Annotated in this window: 28 protein-coding genes; 14 read left to right on the top strand and 14 right to left on the bottom strand. The window is 75.0% G+C overall.

Annotated features, from left to right (window positions below):
* Positions 1-116 precede the first annotated feature (116 nt).
* Positions 117-590, top strand: a complete 474-nt coding sequence (locus O2W15_RS03915) for a general stress protein (protein WP_269161514.1) — start codon at positions 117-119, stop codon at positions 588-590.
* Between the two features lie 22 nt (positions 591-612).
* Here O2W15_RS03915 and O2W15_RS03920 read toward each other — a convergent pair whose 3' ends face one another.
* Both O2W15_RS03920 and O2W15_RS03925 read right to left on the bottom strand, forming a co-directional pair.
* Positions 613-846, bottom strand: coding sequence for a hypothetical protein (locus O2W15_RS03920; protein WP_269178441.1), 234 nt, complete (start codon positions 844-846; stop codon positions 613-615).
* Between the two features lie 52 nt (positions 847-898).
* The gene (locus tag O2W15_RS03925; protein ID WP_269178442.1) at positions 899-1,708 is read right to left on the bottom strand and encodes a TrmH family RNA methyltransferase; all 810 of its coding nucleotides are present in this window, start codon (positions 1,706-1,708) and stop codon (positions 899-901) included.
* Positions 1,709-1,768: 60 nt separating this feature from the next.
* Between O2W15_RS03925 and O2W15_RS03930 the strand changes: the two genes are divergently transcribed.
* The 8 genes from O2W15_RS03930 (at position 1,769) to O2W15_RS03965 (ending at position 11,274) form a co-directional block, all read left to right on the top strand.
* Positions 1,769-2,743, top strand: coding sequence for an NAD(P)/FAD-dependent oxidoreductase (locus O2W15_RS03930; protein ID WP_269178443.1), 975 nt, complete (start codon positions 1,769-1,771; stop codon positions 2,741-2,743).
* Between the two features lie 161 nt (positions 2,744-2,904).
* Positions 2,905-4,983: a putative bifunctional diguanylate cyclase/phosphodiesterase gene (locus tag O2W15_RS03935; RefSeq protein WP_269178444.1), complete on the top strand. Its 2,079-nt coding sequence runs from the start codon at positions 2,905-2,907 to the stop codon at positions 4,981-4,983.
* Between the two features lie 87 nt (positions 4,984-5,070).
* Positions 5,071-5,781 (top strand): ABC transporter ATP-binding protein, encoded by a 711-nt coding sequence (locus O2W15_RS03940; RefSeq protein WP_269178445.1) that lies wholly within the window; start codon positions 5,071-5,073, stop codon positions 5,779-5,781.
* A complete protein-coding gene (locus O2W15_RS03945) occupies positions 5,778-6,545 on the top strand; it encodes an ABC transporter permease (protein ID WP_269178446.1) in 768 nt (255 codons plus the stop codon). The genes O2W15_RS03940 and O2W15_RS03945 overlap by 4 nt, the downstream gene beginning before the upstream one ends.
* A gap of 74 nt (positions 6,546-6,619) precedes the next feature.
* Entirely contained in the window at positions 6,620-7,189 is a 570-nt protein-coding gene (locus O2W15_RS03950) for a TetR/AcrR family transcriptional regulator (protein WP_269178447.1), read from the top strand.
* A gap of 34 nt (positions 7,190-7,223) precedes the next feature.
* Positions 7,224-7,967: an ABC transporter ATP-binding protein gene (locus O2W15_RS03955; RefSeq protein WP_269178448.1), complete on the top strand. Its 744-nt coding sequence runs from the start codon at positions 7,224-7,226 to the stop codon at positions 7,965-7,967.
* Complete coding sequence (locus tag O2W15_RS03960; protein WP_269178449.1) at positions 7,964-8,650, top strand: ABC transporter ATP-binding protein; 687 nt, start codon at positions 7,964-7,966, stop codon at positions 8,648-8,650. Before O2W15_RS03955 ends, O2W15_RS03960 begins: the two co-directional genes overlap by 4 nt.
* Positions 8,647-11,274 (top strand): FtsX-like permease family protein, encoded by a 2,628-nt coding sequence (locus O2W15_RS03965; RefSeq protein WP_269178450.1) that lies wholly within the window; start codon positions 8,647-8,649, stop codon positions 11,272-11,274. The genes O2W15_RS03960 and O2W15_RS03965 overlap by 4 nt, the downstream gene beginning before the upstream one ends.
* 1 nt (position 11,275) lies before the next feature.
* Here O2W15_RS03965 and O2W15_RS03970 read toward each other — a convergent pair whose 3' ends face one another.
* From O2W15_RS03970 to O2W15_RS03995, 6 genes are all read right to left on the bottom strand, one after another.
* Positions 11,276-12,100 (bottom strand): thioesterase family protein, encoded by an 825-nt coding sequence (locus O2W15_RS03970; protein WP_269178451.1) that lies wholly within the window; start codon positions 12,098-12,100, stop codon positions 11,276-11,278.
* A gap of 43 nt (positions 12,101-12,143) precedes the next feature.
* Complete coding sequence (thpR, locus tag O2W15_RS03975; protein WP_269178521.1) at positions 12,144-12,725, bottom strand: RNA 2',3'-cyclic phosphodiesterase; 582 nt, start codon at positions 12,723-12,725, stop codon at positions 12,144-12,146.
* On the bottom strand, positions 12,722-13,270 hold the full coding sequence (locus O2W15_RS03980) for a hypothetical protein (RefSeq protein ID WP_269178452.1): 549 nt from the start codon (positions 13,268-13,270) through the stop codon (positions 12,722-12,724). Before O2W15_RS03980 ends, thpR begins: the two co-directional genes overlap by 4 nt.
* Before the next feature lie 102 nt (positions 13,271-13,372).
* A complete protein-coding gene (locus O2W15_RS03985; protein ID WP_269178453.1) occupies positions 13,373-14,752 on the bottom strand; it encodes an MFS transporter in 1,380 nt (459 codons plus the stop codon).
* A complete protein-coding gene (locus O2W15_RS03990; protein WP_269161500.1) occupies positions 14,749-15,183 on the bottom strand; it encodes a MarR family winged helix-turn-helix transcriptional regulator in 435 nt (144 codons plus the stop codon). The genes O2W15_RS03985 and O2W15_RS03990 overlap by 4 nt, the downstream gene beginning before the upstream one ends.
* 57 nt (positions 15,184-15,240) lie before the next feature.
* Positions 15,241-16,800, bottom strand: coding sequence for an NCS2 family permease (locus O2W15_RS03995; protein WP_269161499.1), 1,560 nt, complete (start codon positions 16,798-16,800; stop codon positions 15,241-15,243).
* Positions 16,801-16,965: 165 nt separating this feature from the next.
* Between O2W15_RS03995 and O2W15_RS04000 the strand changes: the two genes are divergently transcribed.
* A complete protein-coding gene (locus O2W15_RS04000; RefSeq protein WP_269178454.1) occupies positions 16,966-17,175 on the top strand; it encodes a DUF2530 domain-containing protein in 210 nt (69 codons plus the stop codon).
* 88 nt (positions 17,176-17,263) lie between these two features.
* On the opposite strand, the gene O2W15_RS04005 is transcribed toward O2W15_RS04000, so the two are convergent.
* Positions 17,264-18,085 carry a DUF3027 domain-containing protein gene (locus O2W15_RS04005; RefSeq protein WP_269178455.1) on the bottom strand — a complete coding sequence of 274 codons (822 nt, stop codon included), beginning with the start codon at positions 18,083-18,085 and terminating at the stop codon, positions 17,264-17,266.
* Between the two features lie 83 nt (positions 18,086-18,168).
* Here O2W15_RS04005 and O2W15_RS04010 point away from each other — a divergent pair, with 83 nt between their 5' ends.
* Positions 18,169-18,345, top strand: a complete 177-nt coding sequence (locus O2W15_RS04010; protein ID WP_269178456.1) for a hypothetical protein — start codon at positions 18,169-18,171, stop codon at positions 18,343-18,345.
* Complete coding sequence (locus tag O2W15_RS04015) at positions 18,342-18,848, top strand: DUF2771 family protein (protein ID WP_269178457.1); 507 nt, start codon at positions 18,342-18,344, stop codon at positions 18,846-18,848. Before O2W15_RS04010 ends, O2W15_RS04015 begins: the two co-directional genes overlap by 4 nt.
* 61 nt (positions 18,849-18,909) lie before the next feature.
* On the opposite strand, the gene O2W15_RS23955 is transcribed toward O2W15_RS04015, so the two are convergent.
* The 5 genes from O2W15_RS23955 to O2W15_RS04040 form a co-directional block, all read right to left on the bottom strand.
* Positions 18,910-19,293: a cold-shock protein gene (locus O2W15_RS23955; RefSeq protein WP_442928855.1), complete on the bottom strand. Its 384-nt coding sequence runs from the start codon at positions 19,291-19,293 to the stop codon at positions 18,910-18,912.
* A gap of 142 nt (positions 19,294-19,435) precedes the next feature.
* Complete coding sequence (locus tag O2W15_RS04025) at positions 19,436-21,091, bottom strand: AMP-binding protein (protein WP_269161495.1); 1,656 nt, start codon at positions 21,089-21,091, stop codon at positions 19,436-19,438.
* Entirely contained in the window at positions 21,088-21,309 is a 222-nt protein-coding gene (locus O2W15_RS04030; protein ID WP_036334673.1) for a hypothetical protein, read from the bottom strand. Before O2W15_RS04030 ends, O2W15_RS04025 begins: the two co-directional genes overlap by 4 nt.
* A 116-nt stretch (positions 21,310-21,425) precedes the next feature.
* On the bottom strand, positions 21,426-21,944 hold the full coding sequence (locus tag O2W15_RS04035) for a hypothetical protein (protein WP_269178458.1): 519 nt from the start codon (positions 21,942-21,944) through the stop codon (positions 21,426-21,428).
* 39 nt (positions 21,945-21,983) lie between these two features.
* Positions 21,984-22,817 (bottom strand): hypothetical protein, encoded by an 834-nt coding sequence (locus tag O2W15_RS04040; protein ID WP_269178459.1) that lies wholly within the window; start codon positions 22,815-22,817, stop codon positions 21,984-21,986.
* Between the two features lie 94 nt (positions 22,818-22,911).
* Here O2W15_RS04040 and O2W15_RS04045 point away from each other — a divergent pair, with 94 nt between their 5' ends.
* Together O2W15_RS04045 and O2W15_RS04050 are read left to right on the top strand one after the other, a co-directional pair.
* Positions 22,912-25,170 carry a helicase C-terminal domain-containing protein gene (locus tag O2W15_RS04045; RefSeq protein WP_269178460.1) on the top strand — a complete coding sequence of 753 codons (2,259 nt, stop codon included), beginning with the start codon at positions 22,912-22,914 and terminating at the stop codon, positions 25,168-25,170.
* 142 nt (positions 25,171-25,312) lie between these two features.
* Positions 25,313-26,596: an SAM-dependent methyltransferase gene (locus O2W15_RS04050; RefSeq protein WP_269178461.1), complete on the top strand. Its 1,284-nt coding sequence runs from the start codon at positions 25,313-25,315 to the stop codon at positions 26,594-26,596.
* Positions 26,597-26,620: the final 24 nt, after the last annotated feature.

A 26,620-nucleotide genomic window follows, 5' to 3' on the forward strand; every position in this document is an offset into this window, starting at 1 on the left:
ACAGGGGGTCCGCGGAGGTCGTTCCGGGTAGTACACCGGTCGTCGTCCTGCGGGATGCGAGGGGTGGCCGGAACGTCCGGCCTCCGCCAGCAGGCCGGCGCGGAACGGAGACAGACATGTCAGCTTCGGTGTCCATGCCGCTCGGCGGCGTCCAGGTGGGGTCCTACGACGACTACCAGGAGGCCCAGCGGGCGGTGGACTTCCTCTCCGACGAGAAGTTCCCGGTCGAGAACGTGACGATCATCGGCACCGACCTGCGGATGGTCGAGCGGGTCACCGGCCGGCTCAGCTGGGGCCGGGCGATCGCCGCCGGTGCGGCCAGCGGCGCGTGGTTCGGGCTCTTCGTGGGCCTGCTGCTCGGCATCTTCGCCGCCGACGGCGGCGGCTGGATCGGCTCGGTGCTCACCGGTCTGCTGATCGGGCTGGTCTTCGGCGCGGTCTTCGGGGCGGTCGGCTACTCGACCAGCCGCGGGCAGCGCGACTTCACCAGCACCAGCAAGGTGGTGGCCAGCCGCTACGACGTGATGTGCGCGCCGCAGCACGCCGAGCAGGCCCGCGCCGAGCTCGCCAAGCTCTCGCTGCGCGGCTGAGGCAGCAGGCGCACCGCCGGCATCACGTGCCGCCGGTGCCCCCCAGCCCCGAGCGCTGCCCCGGGCCGTCGATGCCGCGGTAGGCGTCGGCGTTGCCGTGCACGGCGGCCCCGCGGAGCCTGGAGCCCGCGTCACCGCGCAGCCGGGGACCGTCAGCGGACATCCGGGCACGGCGGGCCTTGGCGCGGTGGTCCAGCAGGGCCGCCGCCGCGAGCAGCGCCACCAGCAGGGCGCCGGTCACGATCAGGAACGTCATGGCGGAACGGTAGGGGCCGGAACGCCGCAGCGCGAGCGCCTCGCCGCGAGGGTCAGCGCAGCGTGGCGAACGCGACCGCCGCGGCGGCGGCCACCCCGAGGGAGTCCACCCCGCTGCGCATCGGGATCCGGGCGCGTACCCGGGCGGCTGCCTTCGCCGCGTCGGTGAGCCCGGGGCCCTCGGCGCCGAGCAGGACGGCGGTGCGCGGGTGGGCGGCGAGGTCGACGTCGCCCAGGTCCACGGCGTCGGCCGCCGGGGTCAGCGCCACCGTGAGGTAGCCGGCGTCGTGCAGCCGGTCCAGGTCCGCCGGCCAGGTGCCCAGCACCGCGATCGGCAGGGACAGCACGTGCCCCATCGACACCCGCACGCACCGCCGGTACAGCGGGTCCGCGCAGGTGGGGTCCAGCAGCAGGCCGTCGACCCCGAGGGCCATCGCCGACCGGGCGATCGACCCGATGTTCTCGTGGTCGTTGAGCCCCTCGAGCACCGCCAGCCGGCGCGGCGCGGCCGGGTCGGGGCCGGCCAGCAGCTCGTCCAGGTCCGCCGGCGGCAGCCGGTCGGCGGAGGCGAGCACGCCCCGGGTCAGCCGGAACCCGATGACCTCGGAGAGCACCCACCGGTCGGCCTCGTAGGCCGGCACGTCGTCGGGCAGTTGCAGGTCGGCCACCCGCCCGGGGATGCCGAAGACGCTGCGCACGGGGTAGGGCGAGGCGAGCAGCCGCTGGACCGCCGGCACCCCCTCCACGATCACCGGTCCGGTGCCGCGTTCGGTCCCGGGCTTGCGGTCGCCGGCGATCAGGTCGCGGAAGTCGGCGACCCGCTCGTCGGCCGGGTCGGTGATCAGCACTGGGGGGACGGGCACGCCGACGATCATCCCCGGCCCCCGACGCGCACGATCCGGTGGCCGGGGATGATCGACCGGGTGAGCAACGCGGAGACCACGACCGTCGTCGGCGGCGGCATCGCCGGCATCGCCTGCGCTCGGGCCCTGGCCGACCGGGGGCTGCCGGTGCAGGTCCTGGACCGGGGCCGCCGGCTCGGCGGCCGGATGGGCGGTCGCACCCTGCACGGCCGCACCGTCGACCTGGGCGCCTCCTACTTCACCGTGGGCGAGGACGGCGGGTTCGCCCAGGTCGTCGCCGGGTGGGTGGACCGCGGCCTGGCCCGGCCGTGGACCGACACCTTCGCGGTCGCCGGCCCGGCCGGCATCGAGCGGACGACGTCCGGGCCGCTGCGGTACGGCACCGCCGGCGGCCTCCGCGGCCTGGTCGTCGACCTCGCCACCGGGCTGGACGTGCAGCTGGAGCGCACGGTGCAGGCCGTGACCCCGGGGTCCGGCGGGCGCCCGGCCGTCGACGGCGACCCGGCGGCCGCCGTCGTCCTGGCCATGCCCGACCCGCAGGCGGCCCGGCTGCTGCCCACCGGCTCGGCCACCGCCGGCGCGCTGGACACCGGCGGCTGGCAGCCGACGCTCGCGGTGGCGCTCGGCTGGCCCGACCGCCGCTGGCCCGCCGACCTGCACGGCGTCTTCGTGCACGACTCCCCGGTGCTGGACTGGCTGGCCGACGACGGCGACCGGCGCGGGGACGGCGCCCCGGTGCTCGTCGCCCACACGACGCCCGAGGCCGCCGCCGCCCACCTGGACTCCCCCGAGGGCGCGGTCCCGGCCGTGGTCGCCGCCGTGCGCGCCGTGCTCGGGATCGACGAGGACCCGGAGTGGACCCACGTCCACCGGTGGAGCTGGGCGAAGCCGACGGCCCCCCGCGACGAGCCGTTCGCCCTGACCGACGGGGTGGGCCTGTGCGGTGACGGCTGGTCGGCGCCGTCCAAGGTCGCCGGCGCATGGCAGTCTGGCGACGCGCTGGGCCGGGCACTGGCCGGCCGGCCGCCCGCCTGACCTGAGCACCGGCTCTCCCTGCCGGACCGGACCACCCCGGAAGGGAGCGCCTTGCCCTCGCCGTCGAGCGCTGCGCACGGCAGGTCCCGGTGACCCACCCTCCTGGGGGAGACACGCACTGCCGCACTGAAGTGCGCAGGTCAGGGCGCCGATCCGTCCGCATGGAGCACACGACCGACGACGGGGACACCCCCGTCCGATGGTCGGCGTTCACCGTCCTCGCCGTGGGCATGGCACTGCTGGGCCTGGCCGTCGGTGCGGTCTTCCCGTCCTTCGCCGAACTGCTCGGCGTACCCGCCCGGTACACCGGCGCCCCCACGTTCCGGGCCGCCTGCCTGGCCGCCGGTCTCGTGCTGGGCTGCGCCAACTGGCTGCTCGTCCGGCAGGTCATCGGCTCCCGGCTGCGGGTGCTGGCCGGCCGGCTGTCCGACATCGCGACCACCGTCGGCAACCCGGTCGCCTCGGCGCAGGGCCCGTCGCGGCCGGCCGCCGACCTGGCGCTCCCGGTCGGCTCGCGCGACGACCTGGGCATCACGGCGGCCGCGTTCAACGCCCTGCTGGCCGCCCTGGACCTCGAGCGCCGATTCCGGTCGGCCGTGCACGCGAGCAACGACGTGATGGCCCTGCTGACGCCGACCGGGGAGATCTCCTTCCTCTCCGACTCGGTCGCCGACGTGCTCGGCTGGACCCGCGAGGAGCTGCTGGGCCGGCACGTCGGCGGGCTGCTGCACGCCGAGGACGCCGGCCTGTTCACCGACTCGGGTGCACCGATCGCCCCGGACGGTCAGCCTCTGTCCCAGGTGTTCGTGGTCCGGGCCCGGCACCGCGACGGCAGCTGGCGGCACCTGGAGGTCAGCTCCTCCGACCGTCGCGGCGACCCGGTGATCGGGGGGCTGCTGATCACCGCCCGGGACGTGACCGACCGGCTGGAGCTGCAGCAGCGGCTGGCCTTCCAGGCCACGCATGACGCGCTCACCGGGCTGCCCAACCGCGCGGCCCTGCTGGCCCGGGGCGCGGAGCTGCTCACCGGGCCGGCCCGGCTGGCCGTGCTGCTGATGGACCTGGACCGGTTCAAGGAGGTCAACGACACCCTCGGGCACAGCTACGGCGACCGGCTGCTCGCCCAGGTCGGCCCGCGGCTGCGACCACTGGTGCGCGACGTCGACCTGGTCGCCCGGCTCGGTGGCGACGAGTTCGCCGTGCTGCTCCCCGGCGTCACCGCGACGGAGGCCTGCGCCGCGGCCGCCCGCCTGCAGGCCGCCCTCGGGACGCCGTTCCTGGTCGACGGCCTCGCCCTCGACGTCGACGTCAGCATCGGGGTGGCCGTGGCCGGTGCCGAGTCGCTGGAGATCGGGGCGCTGCTGCGCCAGGCCGACATCGCCATGTACACGGCCAAGGAGCGGCAGAGCGGGGTGCAGCTCTACGACCCCAGCGCCGACGACCACGACCGGAGCCGGCTGCTGCTGCTCTCCGAGCTGCGCCTCGGGCTGGCCGAGAGCCAGCTGGTCGTGCACTACCAGCCGCAGCTGTCGCTGGACTCCGGCCGGGTGACCGGCGTGGAGGCGCTGGTCCGCTGGCAGCACCCGGTCCGCGGCCTGCTGGGCCCCGTGGAGTTCCTCCCGGCCGTCGAGCGGACGGCGCTGATCGAGCCGCTCACCGACGCGGTGCTGGACGCCGTCCTGGCGCAGCTGCGGGAGTGGTGCGCGGAGGGGATCGCCGTACCCGTGTCGGTGAACCTGTCGGCGCGTTCGCTGATCCGCGCGGACCTGCCCGACCGGGTGCTGAGCCGGCTGCGCACACACGGCGTCCCCGCGGCGATGCTGCGGCTGGAGGTGACCGAGAGTGCGCTGCTGACCGAGCCGGAGAGGGCCCGGGAGGTGCTGGGGCGGCTGCACGCCGCCGGGGTGGCGATCTCGATCGACGACTTCGGCACCGGCTTCTCCGCGATGAGCCACCTCAAGCACCTCCCCGTCAGCGAGATCAAGGTCGACCGCAGCTACGTGGCCGAGATGACCTCCTCGACCGAGGACGCCGCCGTGGTCCGCTCGGTCATCGACCTGGGCCACGAGCTGGGGATGACGGTCGTGGCCGAGGGCGTGGAGGACACGCTCACCGCCGAGGCGCTGGCCTCCCTGCGGTGCGACGTCGTCCAGGGCCACCTGTTCTCCGTGCCACGGACGGCCGTCGACGTCACCGACTGGCTGCGCAGCGCCGCTCGCTCCCCCGCCGAGCGCTCCTGACCCGTCCCGCACCAGCGGGCCTTGACGCTCGACGCGGAACTCACCTACCGTTGAGTTCATCAGCCGTTGAGTTCCTCGGAGGCCGTCATGGACGCCGTCACCGTCACCGATCTCGTCGTGCACCGCGGTGCCCGGCAGGTCCTGCACGAGGTGGGGTGCTCGGTCCCGTCCGGGCAGGTCACCGGCCTGCTGGGGCCCAGCGGGAGCGGGAAGAGCACGCTGCTGCGCGCCGTCGTCGGCGCCCAGCAGGTCCGGTCGGGCACCGTGACCGTGCTCGGCCGGCCCGCCGGTTCGGCCGCGCTGCGGTCCCGGGTCGGCTACGTCACCCAGGCGCCCAGCGTCTACGCCGACCTCACGGTGCGGGAGAACGCCCGCCACTTCGCCGCCCTGTACGGGCGGGGAGCGGCAGCCGCCGATGCGGCCATCGCCGACGTCGGGCTGGCCGACGCCGCCGGCCAACTGGTCGGTGACCTCTCCGGCGGGCAGCGGGGCAGGGCCTCCCTGGCTTGCGCCCTGGTCGGCGAACCGGAGCTGCTCGTGCTGGACGAGCCCACCGTCGGGCTGGACCCGGTGCTCCGGGTGGAGCTGTGGAGCCGCTTCCACGCCCTCGCCGCAGGCGGCACGACGTTGATCGTCTCCAGCCACGTGATGGACGAGGCCGGCCGCTGTGACCGGCTGCTCCTGCTCCGCGACGGCCGGCTGCTCAGCGACTCCACCCCGGCCGAGCTGCGCGCCCGGACCGGCACCGACGACCTAGAGCAGGCGTTCCTCTCGCTGGTGCAGGAGGTGGCGGCATGACCACCGCGATCTCCCCGCGGCTGACCTCCGCCACCGCGGGCCGGGTGCTCCGCCAGCTGCGGCACGACCACCGCACGGTGGCGATGCTGCTGGTGCTGCCCAGCGCCCTGCTCGGGCTGCTCTACCTGCTGTGGGCCGACGTGCCGACCCCGCCCGGGCAGCCGGACACCTTCGACCGGGTCGGGCTGACCATGCTCGGGGTCTTCCCGTTCGTGGTCATGTTCCTGGTGACCAGCATCGCCATGCTGCGGGAGCGCACCTCCGGCACGTTGGAACGGCTGCTCACCACCCCGCTGTCCCGGCTGGACCTGCTGCTCGGCTACGGCCTCGCCTTCGGGTTGGCCGCGGCGGCGCAGGCGGTGGTCACCGTGACGATCGCGACCACGGTCTACGACCTGGACGTCACCGGTTCGCTGTCCCTGGTCGTGCTCATCGCCGTCGTCGACGCCGCCCTGGGAGTGGCGCTGGGCCTGCTGGCCAGTGCGTTCGCCCGCAGCGAGTTCCAGGCGGTGCAGCTCATGCCGGTGGTCGTGCTGCCCCAGTTCTTCCTCTGCGGGCTGCTGGTGCCGCGGGACCAGCTGGCCGGCTGGTTGCAGGCGGTCAGCGACGTCCTGCCGCTGAGCTACGCGGTGGCGGCCCTGCAGGAGGTGGGCGCCTCGGCGGAGGCGACGGGCACCATGTGGGTCGACGTCGGCGTGGTGGCCGGCGCGACGCTGCTGGCCCTCGGGCTCGCGGCGGCCACCCTGCGGAGGAGGACCAGCTGAGCGACCCGGCGGCACGACCACGGCGCACCCGCCCGACCGGACGACGTCCGGGCAACCCCGACACCCGGGAGGCGGTGCTCGCCGCGGCCCGGGCCACCTTCGCCGAGCGGGGCTTCGACGCCGCCTCGATCCGCGTCATCGCGACCGCGGCAGGGGTCGACCCGGCGCTGGTGCACCACTACTTCGGCAGCAAGGACAAGCTCTTCCTCGCCGCCATCGAGGCCCCGGCCGACCCCGAGGAGCTGCTGCCCGAAGCGCTGGCCGGCGGACCGACGGAGCTCGGCGCCAACGTCGTCCGGCTGCTGCTGCAGGTGTGGGACGGCCCCGGCCGGGCGGCGGGGCTCGCCCTGGTCCGGTCGGCCGTGACCAACGAGTGGACCGCGCGACTGCTCCGGGAGTTCCTGGTCTCCCAGGTGCTGCGCCGGGTGGTCGGCACGCTCGGACTGCCCCGCGCCGAGGGCGAGGCGCGGGGCTCCCTGGTCGCCTCCCAGCTGATCGGGGTGGTGATGGCCCGCTACGTGCTGCGGGTGGAGCCGCTGGCGTCGGCGTCGGCCGACGAGCTGGTCGCCGCGATCGGCCCCACGGTGCAGCGGTACCTGACCGGGGACATCGACCTCCCCGGTGTCGTTGCGCCCAGCACCTAGGCTCTCGCCGCCCAGCACCTAGGCTCTCGCCTCGATGACCAGCGACGAGGCCTCCTCCTTCGCAGCCGACCCGCTGGCCGACCCGGTGTTCACCGCGCCCGAGACCCCCCCGGCAGCCGTCTGCCGCAGCGTGCGCAAGACCTACCGGACGGCGAGCGAGTCGGTGACCGCACTGGACGACGTCACCGTGGCGATCCCCCGCGCCCAGGTGACCGTGGTCGTCGGCCCGTCGGGGTCGGGCAAGTCCTCGCTGCTGCGGCTGCTGGCCTGCATCGACTCCCCCGATGCCGGGGAGGTGCTCATCGCCGGCCAGCGGGTCGACCAGCTGGGCGCCCGGGCCCGCCGGGCGCTGCGGCAGCGACAGGTCGCCTACCTCTTCCAGCGCCCCGGCGAGAACCTGCTGCCCTACCTGGACGCGGTCGCCCAGGTCCGGCTGGCCGCATCGCTGCGGGGCGCCCCGGTCACCGCAGCCGCGGCGCTCGCCCTGCTCGACCGGCTGGGACTGCGTGAGCGCGCCGACCACCACCCCGCCCAGCTCTCCGGCGGGGAACAGCAGCGGTTGGCGGTGGCCTGCGGCGTCGTCGGCGACCCGGCGCTGGTCGTCGCCGACGAGCCCACGGCGGAGCTGGACACCGCGGCCGCCGAGCGGGTGCTCGTGGCGATGGAGGACCTCGCCGCGGCCGGGGTCGGCTTCGTCATCTCCTCGCACGACCCCCGGGTGATGGCCATCGCCGACGGCTTCGTGCGGCTTGACCACGGCCGGCTGGTGACCTCGTGACCCCGGGCCGGCAGCCGGCCGGCGGGTTCACCGGCACCGGGCTGGTCAAGCGGTTCCGGCGCGGCGCGGAGACCGTCTCGGCGCTGGCCGGGGTCGACCTGCGGGTCGACCCCGGGGAGTTCGTCGCCCTCGTCGGCCCCTCCGGGTCCGGGAAGAGCACCCTCCTCGCGCTGCTCTGTGGCTGGGAGACCGCCGACGAGGGCGAGCTCGCCTACCTGGGGCCGCTCGCCGACCGCCGTCCCGCCGGCTTCGGCTGGCGGGACCTGGCGCTGGTGCCCCAGGCCCTCGGGCTGGTCGCCGACCTCAGCCTGGCCGACAACGTGCTGCTGCCGGCCCGGCTGAGCGGCACCCTGGCCGCCGACGAGCCCCGCGCCCGGTCGCTGCTGACCGCCTTCGGCGTCGACCACCTCGCCGACCGCTACCCGCACCAGGCCTCGCTCGGCGAGCAGCAGCGGATCGCCGTCGCCCGGGCGCTGCTGCTGCGCCCGGCGGTGCTGCTGGCTGACGAGCCCACCGCCCACCAGGACCGCGGGCACGCCGACCGGCTGCTCGACGCTGTCACCGACGCGGCCCGCGAGGGGTCGGCGGTGCTCATCGCCACGCACGACGAGATCGCCTGGGGCCGCGCCGACCGGGTGCTGTCCATGCGCGACGGCGTGGTCACCGAAGGCACCCCCTCGTGAGCCGGCCGCCGCTGTGGCGGCTGGCGCCGTGGACCCGCGCGCCGTGGCTCGGTCTGCGCCAGCCGGCCGCCGTCATCGCCGTGCTGGTGACCTCGGCGATCCTCGCCTGCGCGGTCGCCTCCGCCCCACTGTTCCTCTCCTCCGCCCGCTCCGCCGCCCTGCAGCAGCAGCTGGCCCCGCTGTGCGCCGAGGCCGGCTGGGTCCAGGCCGGCATCTACACCAGGCAGTACGACCAGAACGGCGATCTCTCGGGCGCGACGGCCACCCCGGACACCGACGAGGCCCTGGCCGCCACATGGCGGGAACAGGGCCGGGACAGCCAGCCGGTCCTCGTCGCAGGCACCGGCGGAGTCGCCACCGCCACCGGGGAGCCCGTGTCCCTCCGGGTGACGCTCTTCCACCGGCCGGCCGCCACCGAGCACGTCGACGTGGTGGCCCAGCGCCCGGGCGCGGGCATCTGGCTCCCGGCGGACTACGCCGACGGCGCCGGCATCGCCCTGGGTGACCGGATCACCGTGGCCGGCGTGCCGGTCGACGTGGTCGGGCTCTACCCGGCCCTCTACAGCGTCGACCCCGGGCCGTTCTGGTGCGACTACCGAGGGCTGTACGCGAACGACACGAACGCGAACGTCCCACCGCCGGCGCTCGCCCTGGCCACCGACCCCGAGGTCTTCTACCGGCTGTCCGTCGCCATGGGCGGCGTCACCCAGGTGGCGCAGGTGCCCGTGGACGCCGACGACCTGTCGATCTCCCAGGCCCGGGAGCTGATCGACGCTCAGGCCACAGCCCAGCTGTCCACCGGCGTCGATCCCTCAGCGCCAGGCGCTGCGGCCAACCCCCGCCTGGGCGAGGCTGCCGACCGGGCAGAGCTCATCGAGCGGGGGCTGCGCGGGCCGGTGGTCCCGGTCGCCATCGCCGGGGCGTTGCTGGCCCTCGTCCTGGTCGCCGCCGCCGGCAGCTTCTGGGCCGACCGGCGGGCCACCGAGGTACGGCTGCTGGCGGCCCGCGGGGTCGGTCCGGTGCCGCTGGCCGGCAAGGCCGCGCTCGAACTCGGGCTGCCCGCGCTGGCCGGCGCCGCCGCCGGGTGGGCGGCGTCCCGGTTGCTGATCGCCGCCCTCGGTCCGGCCGACGACCTGGACGCGTCGGCCACCACCGCTGCGGTCTGGGCCGGCGTGGCCGCGTTGGTCGTCGGCCTGGGCGCAGCGGCGACCGTCGCCGGGCTGCGCGCACGGGGGACCGCGGAGCGGCCGCTGGGCGCGGCTCCGCGCTGGCCGGCCACGGTGCCCTGGGAGCTGGCCCTGCTGCTGGCCGCCGGCTGGTGCTGGGTGCTGCTGGCCGGCCGCGACGCCGTGGTCAGCGAGGGCAACGTCGCCCAGGTCAACGGCCTGCTCGTGGCCTTCCCGTTGTTGGCGGTCGCCGGCACCGCCGCGCTGCTGGCCCGCCTCGTCACCGCGCTGCTCCCCCGGTTGCGACGCTGGGCGAGCCGCCGCTCCCCCGCCGTCTTCCTCGCCGTCAACCGGCTCGCCGCCGCCCGGCTGGCCACCGCGACCCTGCTGGTCGCGGTGACGCTGCCGGTCGCCGTCCTCGGGTACACCGCGACGCTGACCGCCAGCTCGCAGGCCACGCTGGACGCCAAGGTCGGGGTGCAGGTCGGCGCGGAACGGGTGCTCACCTCGGTCTCCCGGATCGACTCGGTGCCCGGGGTCGCGGCGCTCGGCACGTTCGTCGTCCGGTACGACGGCAGCGTCACCGGGGCGGACGGCGTGCGCACCGACGTCCAGGTCCTCGCGGTCGACCCGGACACGTTCGCCGACACCGCGTTCTGGGACGACTCGTTCGCCGACGCATCGCTGGAGGACCTGGTGGCTGCGCTGACGGGGCCGGCGGTCGATGGCCGGGTGCCCGTGGTGGCCCAGGGAGTGCCCCTGGGTGACCCGGACCTCCGGCTGGGCACCACCCCGCTGGCGGCAGAGGTGGTCGCAGAGGCCCGGGTGCTGCCCGGCCGGCGCACCGTCGACCCGATGCTGCTGGTCGCTGCTGACCGGGTGCCGCCCATCGAACGGACGGCCGGGTCCGGCCGCATGTCGGAGGTCTGGACCAACGGCCCGCTGGCCCCCGCCGTCGACGCACTCGTCGACGCCGGTGGCCTGCCCGGGCGGGAGATCACCCCGACCGTCGTGCTCAACACCGCCAACTTCCTGGGGATCACCTGGACGTTCGGCTACCTCTCCGCCCTCGCCGTCTTCGTCGGGGTGATCGCCGTCGGCGGGCTGCTGCTGTACCTGGAGGCGCGCTCCCGCAGCCGCGTCTCCGGGTACGTGATGGCCCGCCGGCTGGGGCTCTCCCGGGGCGAGCACCTGCGCTCGCTGCTCGTCGAGCTGGTCGGGGTCGCCGTGGCCGGGCTGCTCCTGGGCGCGCTGCTGGCGGCGGGGGCGGTGGCGCTGGTGTACCGGCGGCTGGACGTCGACCTGCTGCGGCCGCCCACGCCACTGCTGGACGTGCCCTGGGCGGCGATCGCCGGCACCGCGGTGGCCACCGTCGTCGTCGCCGGACTCGCGGCGCTGTACGCCCAGCGGGCCGCCGACCGCGCCGATCCGGCGAGCGTGCTCCGCGAGGACGCCTGAGTCAGCTGCGCGGCGCCCGGGCGAGCTGGCGGCTCTGCGCCACGAGCCGGCCGGTGGAGTCCCAGATCCGGTAGTCCTCGTCCAGCCAGCCGCCGGCGATCTCGTTCGCCCGCGCCTCGACCAGGCACCAGCCCGGCGCCGGCAGCGCACGGACCAGCACCTGCAGCTGCACCGTGGGCGCCCAGCCGAACAGCCCGATCGCCCACGACGTCGGCGGCAGCGCGTCGGCGAAGGTGACCAGCGCCAGCGGGTCGGGCTCGCGGCCGTCGGCGAACCGCAGCCAGGCCCGCATCATCGGCTCCTCCCCCGGCTGCCCCAGCGCCCAGCCGGCGGTCAGCGGGTCCAGCCGGACGTCGACCCGCTGGGTGAGCCCTGGCACCGACACCGACGACGGCGCCAGGTGGGCGTTCTCGGCGATGGAGAAGCAGGCCTGCACGGGGGTCGCGGTCGGCATCGGCGAGGAGAAGGCCGCGTCATCGGCCGTGAGCGTCGCCGTCGTCGCCTGGACGGTCACCGCCGGCCCGGCGGCGTCGGCCAGCACGACGGCCGAGTGGGCGAGCGTCCGGCCGGCCGGCCCCGGGGTGACGGTGAGCGTCGCCGGACCGGCCGCGGCGGCGTGCAGGTAGCTGGCCGACAGTGCGACGGGGTGGGCGTGCGGCGACTCCAGGACGGCGGCCCGGCCGGCGACGGACAGCAGGTACCCGCCGTTCAGGATGCCGCCGCCGACGTCCCACCCCGGGTCGAGCTCGGCGACCAGGCCACCGCCCTCGGTGCGGGCGACGGCGGTCGCGGTGTCGAACGCGGAACGGGGATCGGTCTGCGGCACGGCGGACAGCGTGCCAGGCCGACCACGACCGCAGGTGCAGGGCTCATCCGACCGGCCAGGCTGCCGTCCGCTCGTAGCGCGGCTCGGAGCCGAGGTGACTGCGCCACAGCACCACCTCGCGCACCGGCCAGACCGGGCCGCGGTAGCCGGCGAGCCGGTCGGGCAGGTCGCCGTCCGCCGGCTGGCCGGGCCGCCACCGTCCCACGGTCAGGTGCGCCCGGAACGGCCGGTCCTCGACCCGGAGGCCGACGGCCCGGGCGGCCGCGGCCAGCCGCCCGGCGAGCGCGGTCAGCTCCGGCACGTCACCGCCCAGCCCGACCCAGCAGACCGTGGGACGGCGGCGTGACCCGAACCGCCCACCACCGGCCAGCTGCAGGGACATCGGCGGCGTGCGGGCGACCGCAGGGGCCACCGCTGCGCGCAAGGGGGTCAGCAGCGGCGCCGGCACCTCGTCGAGGAACGCCAGGGTCAGGTGCCAGCGGGACGTCGGCGTCCATCGGGGCGCACCGGGGGCCGGACGCAGTGGCTGGAGCGCCCGGTCGAGGTCGCTGACGGCCGGTGCGGGCGGGTCGACGGCGAGGAACAGCCGGCCGGCCGAGGGGAGCCGGGGTGCCGACTCGGTCAGCCGGTCACCACCAGCCCGGCGGCCTCCAGCGCCCCGAGCAGCCGGATCCGCTCGAACTCGCGGGCCTCCTCGGGGACCTCCGTCAGCTGCTGGGGCACCTCGAGCAGCACAGCGGCCTCCACGAGCAGGTCGTCGTAGGCGGCCAGCAGGCCGCGGCGGCGCTCCATCGGCATCCCGCCGGGCACCATGGCGAGCTCGCGGGCGAGCCGGCGGAGGTCGGCCGCGACCCGCTCCAGCGGCCGATGCGGGCGCTCGGTCGGCCCGCTCGCCAGCGTGTTCCGCGGCACCCGACGCCCGGCGGGATGGGAGCCGGTGGCCCGGCGGCGGGGCGGTGCCGCAGCGGGGAGGCGGGCGGCCGGGCGGGCGGCGGACTCGGGGAGGGCCCGGGCGCGGCGGCGGGCCGCCCGGTCGGCCTGGAGCTGGCCGGTGGCCCAGCGGAGCAGCAGGACCAGGACGGTCACGCCCACGACCAAGAGGGCGACGGTGCCACCCAGCTGCAGCAACGACGCCCCGGCTTGCGCGGAGACAGACCCTCCCGAGGGCACGTACCGAAAGTACGTCGGACACCGCCCTGTGACAATGCGAACGCTGTGCGCTACCGCGCCGGTCACGCAATGCGAGCGATCGATCACTCACATGCGCGCGTCTCAGCGCACCTGGCCGGGCGTCCCCTGTTCCCCGGGCGGTTCGCCGTCGGCCAGCGCGGCCAGCCCGGCGGCGCGGGTCGGCGACGTGGCAGCCGCGACGTGCAGCTGCATGCTGGGTGGGCGGACGTGCAGCTCCAGGCGCACCTGCCGGCCCCGGGAGAGCACCGCCCCCGCCGCGACCGCCGTCACCACGACGACCAGGCCGCCGCCGATGAACCCCCAGGGCGCACCGAAACGCTCGGAGACCCAGCCGATCAGCGGCGCACCGACCGGCGTCCCACCCATGAAGCAGATGAAGTACAGCGCCAGCACCCGGCCGCGCATGTGCGGGTCCACGCCCAGCTGCACGAAGCTGTTGCAGGCCACGCTGAACACCAGCGCCGCCGCGCCGGTCGGGATGAGGACGGCGGCGAACGCGTAGTAGTTGCCCATCAGCCCGCTCACCACGAGCAGCAACCCGAACGCGACGGCGGAGACGATGAGGAACCGCTGCAGCGGCCGGGTGCTGCGCCGGGTCGACAGCAGCGCACCGGACAGCGAGCCGACGGCGTAGGCGGTGGAGAGCAGCCCGAACGCCCCGGCGCCCAGGTCGAACACCTCTCGGGCCATCAGCGCGATGGTGATCTGGGTGTTGAAGCCGAAGGTGCCCACGCAGAACGCGAGCAGCATCGCGAGCTGCAGGTCCGGGTGCTGCCGGGTGTAGACCAGCGTCTCCCGGAGCTGGCCGCGCGAGCGGGCGACCGGCGTGCTGCGGCTGAGCTCCCCGACCCGCATGGCGGCCAGCGCGGCGATGGTGGACGCGTAGGTGGCGGCGTTCACCAGGAACGCCGGGGCGGTGTCCCCGCCCGAGACCGCGATCAGCGCCCCGGCCACCGCGGGGCCCACGAGCCGGGCGCTGTTGAACACCGTGGAGTTCAGGCTCACCGCGTTGGCCAGCAGGTCCGAGCCGACCATCTCCGAGACGAACGACTGGCGCACCGGGACGTCGAGCGAGGACACCACGCCCAGGCCCAGGGCCAGCAGGTAGACGTGCCACAGCGCGATCGCGTCGGCGGCGACCATCAGGCCAAGCGTGAGGGCGAGCGCGCCCATGACGGCCTGGGTGATCATCAGCACCCGGCGCTTGTCGTACCGGTCGGCCAGCACCCCGCCGTAGAAGCTGAAGAACAGCGTCGGCCCGAACTGCAGAGCGGTGGTGATGCCCAGTGCAACGCCGCTGTCCCCCGACAGCTGCAGCACCAGCCAGTCCTGGCCGATGCGCTGCATCCAGGTACCGGTCTGGCTGACCAGGTTGGCCGAGACGTAGAGCCGGAAGTTGTGGACGCGCAGCGCCCGGAACATGCCGGCGCGCTCCGTGCGGTCAGGAGGCGTCGAGGTCACCCACTGGCGAGCTTCTCCATGATCACCGCGGCCTCGCGCAGCACGGTGCGGTCCTCGGCGGACAGCTCCTGGAGCCGGCCGGCCAACCACGCCTCGCGGGCCCGGACCTCCTCGGTCAGGAGCTCCTCGGCCTCCGCGGTCAGGTCGATGACCACCTGCCGGCCGTCGGTGGGGTGCGGGGTGCGGGTGACCAGCCCACGGGACTCCAGCGCGACGACCACCCGGGTCATCGACGGCGGCTGCACCCGCTCGTGCGCGGCCAGCTCACCCGGGCTCATCGCACCGTGCCGCTTGAGGGTCGACAGCGCCGCCAGGTGGGTGAGGGTCACCGAGGTGTCCACCCGCTGGTTGCGCAGCCGCCGGGAGAACCGCATGACGGCCAGCCGCAGGTCGTGGGCGAGCGCCGCGGTGTCCAGCGTCGTCCGTGCCACGTCTGCCACCTTAACCGGAGTAGAAAGCCTGCCTAACGAGATGCGACCAGCAATCGCTCACAGGAGCTGCTGGATCGGCTCGAGTGCGAAGTAGACGACGAAGACGGCGGCCACCACCCACATGAGCGGGTGCACGTCGCGACCGCGGCCGACCGCCAGCCGCAGCAGCACGAAGCTGACCACCCCGGCACCGATCCCGTTGGTGATCGAGTAGGTGAACGGCATGAGGGCGATCGTCAGGAAGGCGGGGATGACCAGCGACATGTCGTCCCAGGACAGGTCGCGGATCTGGCTGATCAGCATGGCGCCCACGATCACCAGCACCGGTGCGGCGGCCTCGGAGGGCACCACCTGCACCAGCGGCGTGAAGAAGGCGGCCACCAGGAACACCAGGCCGGTGACGACGCTGGCCAGGCCGGTGCGGGCGCCGTCCCCGACGCCGGCGGCGCTCTCGATGTAGGTGGTGTTCGACGAGATGCTGGAGGCACCACCGGCCGCCGCGGCCAGCGAGTCGACCAGCAGGACCGGCTGGGAGCGGGGCAGGTTGCGGTCCTCGTCGAGCAGGTCACCCTCGGCGCCCACCGCCGTCACGGTGCCGACGGTGTCGAAGAAGTCGGCGATCATGATCGAGAAGACGATGAGCAGAGCGGCCAGGACGCCGATCCGGTCGAAGCCCCCGAACAGCGAGAAGTTGCCGATCAGCGACAGGTCGGGCAGGCCGAACCAGTCGTCGGGCCACGAGGGCACCTGCAGCGCCCAGCCCCGCGGGTCCAGCTCGTTGCCGTCGGGGCCCACCCGCGGCCCGATGCCGGCGATCGCCTCGACCACGATCGCGAACAGCGTCGTGATCACGATGCCGAGGAGCAGGCCGCCCCGGACCTTCCGGACGACGAGCACGCTGGTGAGCAGCAGGCCGACGACGAAGGTGAGCATCGGCCACCCCGCCAGCTGGCCTCCGACGCCGAAGCTGATCAGCGGCGAACCGGGCCGGATGACCCCGGCGTCCGACAGCCCGATGATGGTCAGGAAGAAGCCGATGCCGACCGCGATGGCGATCTTCAGCTGGGCCGGGATCGCCTCGAACACCGCCCGGCGGAAGCCGGTGAGCACCAGCACGGCGATCAGCAGGCCCTCCAGCACGACCAGCCCCATCACCTCGGGCCAGGTGAGCTGGGTGGCGGCGTAGACGGCGACGATCGCGTTGATGCCCAGGCCGGTGGCCAGCGCGAACGGGTAGCGCCCCACGATGCCCATCGCGATGGTCAGCACGCCGGCCACGAACGCCGTGACGGCGGCGACCGAGGCGAACGGCAAGGTGTTCCCGTTGACGTCCGCGCCGGACAGGATGATCGGGTTCAGCACGACGATGTAGGCCATCGCGAAGAACGTCGTGAAGCCACCACGCACCTCACGGGCGACCGTGGACCGCCGCTCGGTGATCGAGAAGTAGCGGTCCAGCCCGTTCTTGGGGCGCACCCTCGGTCCGGCGCTGCGCCGGGGGCCGGTCACGACCTCCGCGGGGGTCCCGGCGTCGGCCGGTGCGGGCGCGGAGCCGACTGCGGTCGCACCGGTGCCACTGACGACCTTGCGGGCACGCTTGCGGGACTTGTCGGGCATGGGTGGACCCCCGGGGACGGCGACCGGCGCGGCTCCGGCGGGGTCGACGTCCCCGGCGGGCCGCCCGGTGCGGGTGGCATCGAGCGGCGACAGCGTGCCACACCGCCCGGGCGCGTCGGACGGACCACCGTTCCGACCTGCAGTTCAGCGGCCTAGGGTCGGGGAGTGCCCGCTCCCACCCGGCCCTCTCCGCCGCCCCTGCAGGTCGACACGGTGCGAGTGGTCCTGACGGGTACCGCGCTGTGGGCGATCGCCCTCGTGGTGCTGCTCTTGCTCGGCGACCGGGTCGACCCGGTCTGGACCTGGACCTGCGTGGCCGGCGTCGTGCTGCCCGGCCTCGGACTGGCGCTCATGCGCTGGCAGGGCCAGCGCTGAGACGACCGGCCCCATTGCACGCCCAGCGCACTCACTGCACGTGCTGCAGGACGTGCAGCGCGGACGAAGAGCGTGCGATGCGCCGCGCTCAGATGACGTCGAAGTCCGCGGTGTCGTAGCGCGCCGTGGGGATGAACTCGGCCGGCTCGCCGTCGGTGCGCTCCAGGCTGGCCTGGCTGTGCGCACCGCAGCCGTAGTCGGCGGTGACGACGTGCCCGTCGGCCGGGGCGTACGCGTTGCTGCAGGCGCCGAGCGACAGCCGGAGCGAACCGGCCAGCGGCAGGTAGAAACCGCAGGTCGAACAGGGGCCGGGGGCGTGCCGGGCCATCGACGAGCGCGGCCCGAAGTCCCCGTCGCGCCAGCGCTCCGCGGCCTCGATCCGCCCCTCGGGTGAGAGCACCCGCTCCCGGCCGATGCCCAGCTCCTCGGCCACGACGCGGCCGGCCGGGTCCTCGGCGGAGTCGTCATCGGCCAGGTACGCGGGCACCAGCCGGGCGTCGTCCTCGGTGGAGGGCAGGACGTCGCCCACCGACAGGTCGCCGGGGCGCAGCCGCTCGTGCCACGGCACCCACGCCGGGGCGAGCAGCGCCGAGTCACCCGGGAGCAGCACGACCTCGTCGAGGGTGACCTCGTCGGCGCCGGGCACGGCGGCCAGCGTCACGGCCCAGTGCCACCCGGCGTAACCGAGCAGGGTGGCGGCGAAGGAGTGCGTGCCGACGACGCCGAGCGCGGGGTCGGCCTGCTCACCGAGCGCCTCCGGGGTCACCCCCAGGTGCTCGCCGACCGCCGCCGGGTCACCGGCCACCTCGATCGCGGCGGCCCGGGCCTGCTCGACCGCAGCGGCCAGCACCTCGTCGGGAGAGGAGCCAGGGGACGCGGCGGCAGGAGTTGAGTCGGACACGTCCCCCATTGTCGCCGATGACGGCAAGGGCGTCCCGGCCAGGGAGGCGTCTTCCCCCCGCCGCGCGCACAGGCGGCTGCGGCACCATGGGCGTGTGCCCGACTCCCCCACCCCGCGCACGCGGGGAGCTGGGGATCGCGCCGGCCACCACCGGCCGACGGGGCTCCACCGCGGCTGCGGCGCTGCCGGTGCTCGCCGTCGGCCGCACCCTCGGGAGCCTGCGCAGCCGCCGCGTCATCCGCACCACCGATCGGGAGGCAACAGCGTGAACGGGGCAGCACGGGCATCGGGGACGGCACTGCTGAGCGGGGTGCTGCTGCTCACCGGGTGCGGGGACTCCAGCAGCTCCGGCGGAACTGCCGAGGACGACGGCGGGACCGCCCCCTCGGTCACCGTGCAGGCCGGGGGTGACCCGATCACCGTCGACCCGACCCAGTACTGCCTGGACGGGGAGGGCCAGCGCTACCGGACCGAGCCGACGTACCTGGAGGTCGCGCCGGACACCGAGATCGTGCTGGAGGTGCCCGACGTGGTGGCCGAGGCCGGCTGGAGCGTCCAGGTGTTCGACGAGCGGCTCGAGGAGCGGATCGGCGACATCGACGTGCCGGCCGGCACCGCCGTCCTCGACGACATCAACACCTCCGACGTCGTCCCCCCGACCTACTACCTGGTGATCGTGGAGGACTCCGACACCGACGCCTGCGAGGGGCTCTCCGGCGCCTGGCCGGTGGGCTTCATCCGCGCCGACACGACCACCAGCCCCGCCGGCTGACGGCCCCGCTACAGGAGCCCGCCGCGGGCCTGCGAGTGGCGGGGGGCAGTGGGGTCCGCCGTCAGGCGTCGAGGTCGTCGGCGACCGCGCGCAGCACCGCGGCGACCTTGCGGGCCATCGGCTTGTCGGGGTGACGCCCGTGCCGCAGACCCTCCGAGACGCCGTCCAGCAGCGTGATCAGGTCCTCGATGATCGGCACCAGGTCGTCGGGCTTCTTCCGGGTGCCGGCGACCGCGGACGGCAACGGGTCGAGCACCTGCACCTGCAGCGCCTGGTCACCCCGACGGCCCTGGACGATGCCGAACTCCACGCGCTGGCCGGGCTTGAGCTCGGTGGTGCCGGCGGGCAGCGCGTCCTTGTGCACGAACACGTCCGGGCCGTCCGAGTGGGCGAGGAAGCCGAAGCCCTTCTCCGCGTTGAACCACTTCACCTTGCCGCTGGGCACGTCGATCCCTCAGTCAGTCGTTCCTGGTCCCGGCCGTCGCGGCCGGTGGCGTCGGCAGCCGCGGTGGGCTGCGCGCCCGCCAGGTTAACCACGGCCGGCCACCCCGCGGCCACCTCTTTCCGGGCCGGGAGCGGGCGGCCGGCTAGGCGAACCGGTGCGCGGCTGCTGCCTGCAGGCCCAGCTCGTCGATCGACGTCTCGCGCATCTCGACCTTGCGCACCTTGCCGGTCACCGTCATCGGGAAGGCGTCGACGACCTTCACGTACCGCGGCACCTTGTAGTGGGCCAGCTTGCCGGCGCAGAAGGCGCGCAGCCCCTCCGCGGTGAGCGGCTCGGCCTCCGCCCGCAGGCGCACCCAGGCCATCAACTCCTCGCCGAAGCGCTCGTCCGGGACGCCGATCACCTGGGCCTCGACGACGTCGGGATGGGTGAAGAGGAACTCCTCGATCTCGCGCGGGTACACGTTCTCCCCGCCGCGGATGACCATGTCCTTGATCCGCCCGACGATGTTGAGGTAGCCGGCGTCGTCCATCACGGCCAGGTCGCCGGTGTGCATCCAGCGGGCCGCGTCGAGCACCTCGGCGGTCTTCTCCGGCTCGTCCCAGTAGCCCAGCATCACCGAGTAGCCCCGGGTGCAGAACTCACCGGTCTGCCCGCGCGGGACGGTCAGCCCGGTGTTCGGGTCCACCACCTTGACCTCCAGGTGCGGGTGCACCCGCCCGACGGTCGACGTCCGCCGCTCCAGGTCGTCCTCGGCGGCGGTCTGGGTGGACACCGGCGAGGTCTCGGTCATGCCGTAACAGATGGTCACCTCCGCCATCCCCATCTCCTCGACCACCCGCTTCATCACCTCGACCGGGCACGGCGAGCCCGCCATGATCCCGGTGCGCAGGCTGGACAGGTCGTAGGAGGCGAAGTCCGGCAGCGCCAGCTCGGCGATGAACATCGTGGGGACGCCGTAGAGCGAGGTGCACCGCTCGTCCTGCACCGCCCGCAACGTCGCCGCGGGATCGAAGCCGGGCGCCGGGATGACCATCGTCGCGCCGTGCGAGGTGCAGCCCAGGTTGCCCATCCCCATGCCGAAGCAGTGGTAGTAGGGCACCGGGATGCAGACCCGGTCGGCCTCGGTGTAGCCGCAGCCCTCGCCCACGGAGAACCCGTTGTTGAGCAGGTTGTGGTGGGTGAGCGTGGCGCCCTTGGGGAAGCCCGTCGTCCCGGAGGTGTACTGGATGTTGATCGGGTCGTCGGGCGAGAGCTGCGCCGCCCGCTCGGCCAGCCGGGCCCGGTCGCCCGCCCGGCCGGTGTCCAGCAGCTGCGTCCACTCCTCGTCACCGAGGAAGACGACCTCGCGCAGGTCGGGGCAGTCCCCGCGCACTTCGTCGACCATGGCGCGGTAGTCGCTGCCCTTGAACTCCGGCGCGGCCACCAGCACCGAGATGCCCGCCTGGCGCAGCACGTAGGACAGCTCGTGCGTGCGGTAGGCGGGGTTGATGTTGACCAGGACGGCACCGAGCTTCGCCGTCCCGTACTGCACGAAGACCCACTCGGCGCAGTTCGGCGCCCAGATGCCCACCCGGTCGCCCTTGGCGACGCCGAGGGCGTCCAGGCCGAGTGCGCAGGCGTCGACCTCGGTGACCAGCTCGGGGTAGGTCCAGCGGCGGCCCGTGGCGCACTCGACGAGCGCCTCGTGGTCGCCCACCCGCGCTGCCGTCCGATCGAGGTCGTCCCCGATCGTGTCGCCCAGCAGGGGCACCGTCGAGGTGCCGCTGCTGTAGGACGGCAGCGCGGGAGCCGTCACCGGCCCTCGCCCGCCATCAGGCCGGCCCGGTTGGGCTTGTCGACCGGGTGGGCGTAGCGCAGCCGCTCCGGCGGGAGCGGGAAGGCGTGGTCCTCACCGAACGGGGAGAGACCGCCGGCCATCTCGCTGACCAGCTCGGTCACCGGCGGACCGTCGCCGCTCGACTGCCCCCAGGTCGGCTCGACCAGGTGGGCGTGCTTCGCCTTGCGCTTGGACATGACGCCTCCAGTTGCTCTGCCGGGCCAGGGAGTGCTGCCCGGGTGTCTCCGTCGTCATCTTCCCGCGTCGCACCCGGCTCACGCACGCCACGGGGTCACCGTGTCGCTGGGAGGGGTCAGCGCCGGCCGGCCCGCCGGGCGCCGTAGACCGTGCCGGCACCGTCGGCGGTGAGCAGCCACTCCCGCGGGGAGACCTCGGCGTAGCGCACCTCGGCGCCGTCCAGCCGCTGCACCGCACGGGTGCGCCAGACCGCCGTGGACATCAGCTGCAGTTGCAGCGGCTCGTCGGTGAGCTCGTCGTACCCGGCCGGCTCGACCTGCAGCAGCGCCGGGCCGGCGATCCGCAACCGCCCGTGCTGCCAGGGCACCCGGGCCAGGGCGGCGGTCCACCGGCGGGCGCGCAGCCAGGCGCCCAGCCCGACGACGGCCACGACCAGCCCGCCGACGGCGAGCAGCACGACCATCAGCCCGGCGAACGGCGGCCGCGCCCCGCCGTCGGCGGTGATCCGGATGACGGCGGCGCCCATCAGCCACCCCAGGGCGACGGCGACCACACCACCGGCCAGCCAGCGCAGCGCACCCGCCCGGAGCGCGGCCAGGTCGGTGCGGGTCTGCGGGTCGTCGAGCGCGGGCACCCCGGGATGGTGACAGAGCCCGCCACCGCACCTGTCGACTCAGCCGTCCAGCCACGTGAGGAGAGGCCGGGCGCACGCCATGCGCCTGTGGACGTCCCGCTCACCCCATCTCCCCGAGGCCGGTCCCCCGGGTGCCGACTCGCGGAGGAAGAGGTCGTCGGTGATCAGCCGGAACAGCAGCGCACGGAGCACGAGCTGGTCCCAGTCAGCCCGGTCGGCGACCTCGTCGACCAGGCCCGGGTCGGCCCCGTACGCGACCACCGCGTCCACCACGAGCAGGGCGCTGGCGTAGCCGGCGGGACGGCGGTACGGGGTGAGGTCGATGACCGCCGGCGGCAGTGCCGGGTGCCAGAGCAGGTTCCCGGCGAGGTCCCCGTGCACCAGCTGCTCGGCGGCCGCAACCGGCCGCTTCCGTGCCTGCAGCCGGTCCAGCACCTCCGTCCCCGGGCCCCACCAGGCCGGCGGGATCTCGTCCCAGGCCATCCGGTCGGCCTGCTTCCAGACCGTGTCGGGGAGCTCGGGCAGCGGCCGGTCGACGGCCCGGAGCGCCGCGGAGAAGCGGCCGGCCACGGCCAGGGCCTCCCGCCACGGCCCGCCGTGGAGACGGTGCTCACCGGCGACCCGTTCCCAGGCGGTCCAGCCATCGACGACGTGAGCCGTCCCAGCTGCCAGGGGACGGGCGACCCGGAACCCGTGCGGTGTCAGGTCGGTCGTCACCCTGGCCGTCCACTCGTCGAGGACGGCATCGGTGGACGGCTTGAGCACCGCGTCACCGGCGGTGAAGGTGCCACCCTGGCCGCCAGTGAGGAGCACCGGCTCCCCACTCAACCCGAAGGCGGACAGCACAGCCCGGGACGGCGGTCGGGGCTCCACGGGCGCGACGCTAGCCACTGCCCGCCCCACCGGGCGAGTGAGTTGCACCGGCCGCGGGAGCAGCACCGGCACCGGCCGACGTAGCGTGGAGCGGATGCCCACGGACCAGCCCGCCACGCTCGCCGCCTGGCTGCGCACCCGCACCGACGAGCAGCTGGGCACCCTCCTGGTGGCCCGGCCCGACGTCGCGCGCCCGGCCCCCTCCGACGTGGTCGGGCTGGCGACCCGGCTCGCGGTGCCCGTCTCGGTCGACCGCGCGCTGGACGAGCTGGACGCCGCGACCCTGCAGGTGCTCGATGCGGTGCTGCTCTCCCCCACCGACGGCGTCCCGCGCACGGAGCTGCCCGGGCTGCTGCCCGACGTGCCGGCCGAGGTGGTCGACGCCGCCGTCGAGACGCTGACCGGCCGGGCGCTGCTCTGGGGCGACGCCGACCTGCACGCCCCCGAGCCGGTGCGCCGGGCGGTCCGCTACCCCGCCGGGCTCGGCCGCCGGGCCACCGACCTGCGGGTCCCCCTCCCCCGCGACCTGCCCGGCACGCTCGCCGACCTGGCCGCCGACGAGCGCACGGTGCTCGAGCGGCTGGCCGGCGACCGCCCGGTCGGCCACCTCCCGGACAGCAGCGACGGGGCGTTGAGCCCGGCCCGCCGGCTGCTGCAGGCCGGGCTGCTGGCCCGGATCGACGCGGTCAACGTCGAGCTGCCCCGCGAGATCGGCCTGGCGTTGCGCGGCGACCGCCCGCTCGGCCCCCCGAGGCTGCGTCCGGAGCCGGAGGTCAGCGAGCGGGACCCGGCGATCGCCGACCGGCAGGCCGCCGGTGCCGCACTCGAGGTGCTCAGCCGGGTGAACGACGTGCTCACCGCACTGGAGGAGGAACCGGCCGGGTTGCTGCGCAGCGGCGGGCTCGGCGTGCGGGACCAGAAGCGGCTGGCCAAGGAGCTGCGCATCGGCGAGGCCGACCTCGCCTTCCTGGTCGAGGTCGCGCACGCCGCCGGCCTGCTGGACGTCGGCGGCGCGCAGCGCGACGAGTGGCTGCCGACCCGCGGGTACGACGCGTGGCGCGAGCAGGACCTCGCCGACCGCTGGGCGCTGCTCGCCGCCGGCTGGCTGGCCAGCGTCCGGCTGATCTCGTTGGTGGGCCAGCGCGACGTGGCCGGCAAGGCGGTCAACGTGCTGTCCCCCGACGTCGTGCGGCAGACCGCGCCCACGCTGCGGCGCTCGGCGCTGGGCGTGCTGGCCGAGTTCCCTCGCGGGCACGGCCTGACCGCCCCGGAGCTGGTGGCACTGCTGCGCTGGCGCACCCCGCGGCGGGCCGACCGGCTCGCCCCCGTCCCCGACCTGCTGGCCGAGGCCGAACGCCTGGGGGTGCTGGTCGGCGGCGTGCTGAGCAGCGGCGGGCGCGCCCTGCTCACCGGCGGGGAGGACGACGCCGCGGACGCCATGCGCGGGCTGCTGCCGGCCCCGGTCGACCACGTGCTCGCCCAGCCCGACCTGTCGCTGATCGCCCCCGGTCCGCTGGTGGCCGAGCTGGCCGCCACGCTCGCGGTCGTCGCCGACGTCGAGTCCTCGGGCGGGGCGACGGTGTACCGGGTGTCCGACGGGAGCATCCGGCGGGCACTGGACTCCGGCTGGTCGGCCGGTGAGCTGCAGGACCTCTTCACCCGCGCCTCGCGCACGCCGGTGCCGCAGGCGCTGGAGTTCCTGATCGACGACGTGGCCCGCCAGCACGGGCGGCTGCGGGTGGGCGCGATCGAGTGCTACGTCCGCTCCGACGACCACGGCCTGGTCTCGCAGGTGCTCAGCGACCGGCGGACCGCCGGCGCAGAGCTCCGCCGACTGGCCCCGGGGGTGCTGGTCAGCGGGCTCGGCGCCGACGAGGTGCTCACCGTGCTGCGGGCCGCCGGGTACGCGCCGGCCGGGGAGTCCTCCGGTGGCGCGGTGCTGACCCGGCCGAAGGCGCCCCCGCGGGCGGCCGGTCGTCGTCCTGGCACGGTGGCTGCAGTCGGCCCCCGCCCGCTCGCGCCGGACGACGTCGCCGCGACGGTGCGCGAGATCCGGGCCGGGGACGCCGCCCTCGCCGCCCGGCGCACCGAACCGGTGCGCCAGGTGCCCGGGGTGACCACCGCGAGCACGCTGGAGCTGCTGAGCCGGGCCGTGCGCGAGGGCCTGGCCGTCTGGCTGGGCTACGTCGACGCGCAGGGCAGCGGCAGCCAGCGGGTCGTCCAGCCGGTCTCGCTGGCCGGCGGGTTCCTGCAGGGGTTCGACGAGGGGCGCGGGGAGAGCCGCACCTTCGCCGTCCACCGGATCACCTCGGTCGCCCTGGTCGGCGCGGAGGACGCGGCCGCGCCGTCCTGATCTCTGTTCCCTTGATCGGGTGAGTCCGGGATGATCAACCACCCGCCCGGCGTTGCGCGGATCAGTTGGCATGTGCAACCAGCTGCCGGGCTGCAGGTCCCCGGAGGCCCGCTGGTTGCCGCCACGGCTGAGGAGCGTGGAGATGACGAGGCAGCGAACGGTCGCCGATCGGCTGGCAGCGGCACTGGGTGCGGTGCTGGGGACGGCGGAGCCACCCCTGCGACTGCGCGGCTGGGACGCTTCCCTGGCCGGTCCGCCCGGCGCACCGGTGCTGGCGATCCGCTCCCGGCGGGCGCTGAGGCGGCTGGTGTGGTCACCCGGCCAGCTCGGTCTGGCCCGGGCCTACGTCGCCGGGGACATCGACATCGAGGGTGACGTCTTCGCCACCTTCGCCGCACTGCGCTCCGCCGGCCGGCTGGCCGAGACCGGCCCGATGGCCCCGCCCACCTGGCGCGAGCGGCTCGGCCTGCTCGGCACAGCGGTGGCCCTGGGGGCCATCGGCCCCGAACCGGCACCCCCGGCCGAGGAGGTCGACCTGGGGCGGGCCGGACGACGGCACTCCCGGTCCCGCGACGCGGCAGCGGTCTCCCACCACTACGACGTCGGCAACGACTTCTACGAGCTGGTCCTCGGCCCCTCGATGGTCTACTCCTGCGCCGTCTGGGCCACCCCGGAGACCGGGCTGGACGCCGCCCAGGAGGCCAAGCTCGACCTGGTCTGCCGCAAGCTGGGCCTCACCGAGGGCGCGCGACTGCTGGACGTCGGCTGCGGCTGGGGCTCGATGGCCATCCACGCAGCCCAGCGGTACGGCGCCGAGGTCGTGGGGATCACGCTGTCGGAGGAGCAGGCCCGGATGGCCCGCAAGCGGGTCGCCGAGGCCGGGCTGACCGACCGGATCGACATCCGGGTGCAGGACTACCGGTCCGTCGACGACGAGCCCTTCGACGCGATCAGCTCGATCGGCATGGCCGAGCACGTCGGCCGGGCCCAGATGCCCGAGTACGTCGCCCAGCTGCGCGCCCTGCTGCGCCCCGGCGGCCGGCTGCTCAACCACGCGATCAACTGGAACGCCGGTACGACCACCCCCGACCCGGACACCTTCATCGCGCGCTACGTCTTCCCTGACGGGGAGCTGCTCGGGCTGGGCGAGACGGTCGGTCTGCTGGAGTCCGCCGACCTCGAGGTGCTCGACGTCGAGGCGCTGCGCCAGCACTACGCGCTCACCCTGCGCGCTTGGGTACGACTGCTGGAGCAGAACTGGTCCGCTGCCGTCGCCGCCTCCAGCGAGGGCCGCGCGCGGGTCTGGCGGCTGTACATGGCCGCCTGCGCGCTGGCCTTCGAGGCCGGGGACATGGGCGTCAACCAGGTGCTGCTGCAGAAGACCGGCGGCGGCCAGCCGCCGCTGCGCCGCACCGCCTGGGTCTGACCGGGGCGGATCGCACGCTCTCCG

The sequence above is a fragment of the Modestobacter sp. VKM Ac-2979 genome (assembly GCF_026967995.1).
In the GTDB taxonomy this organism is placed as follows: Bacteria; Actinomycetota; Actinomycetes; order Mycobacteriales; family Geodermatophilaceae; genus Modestobacter.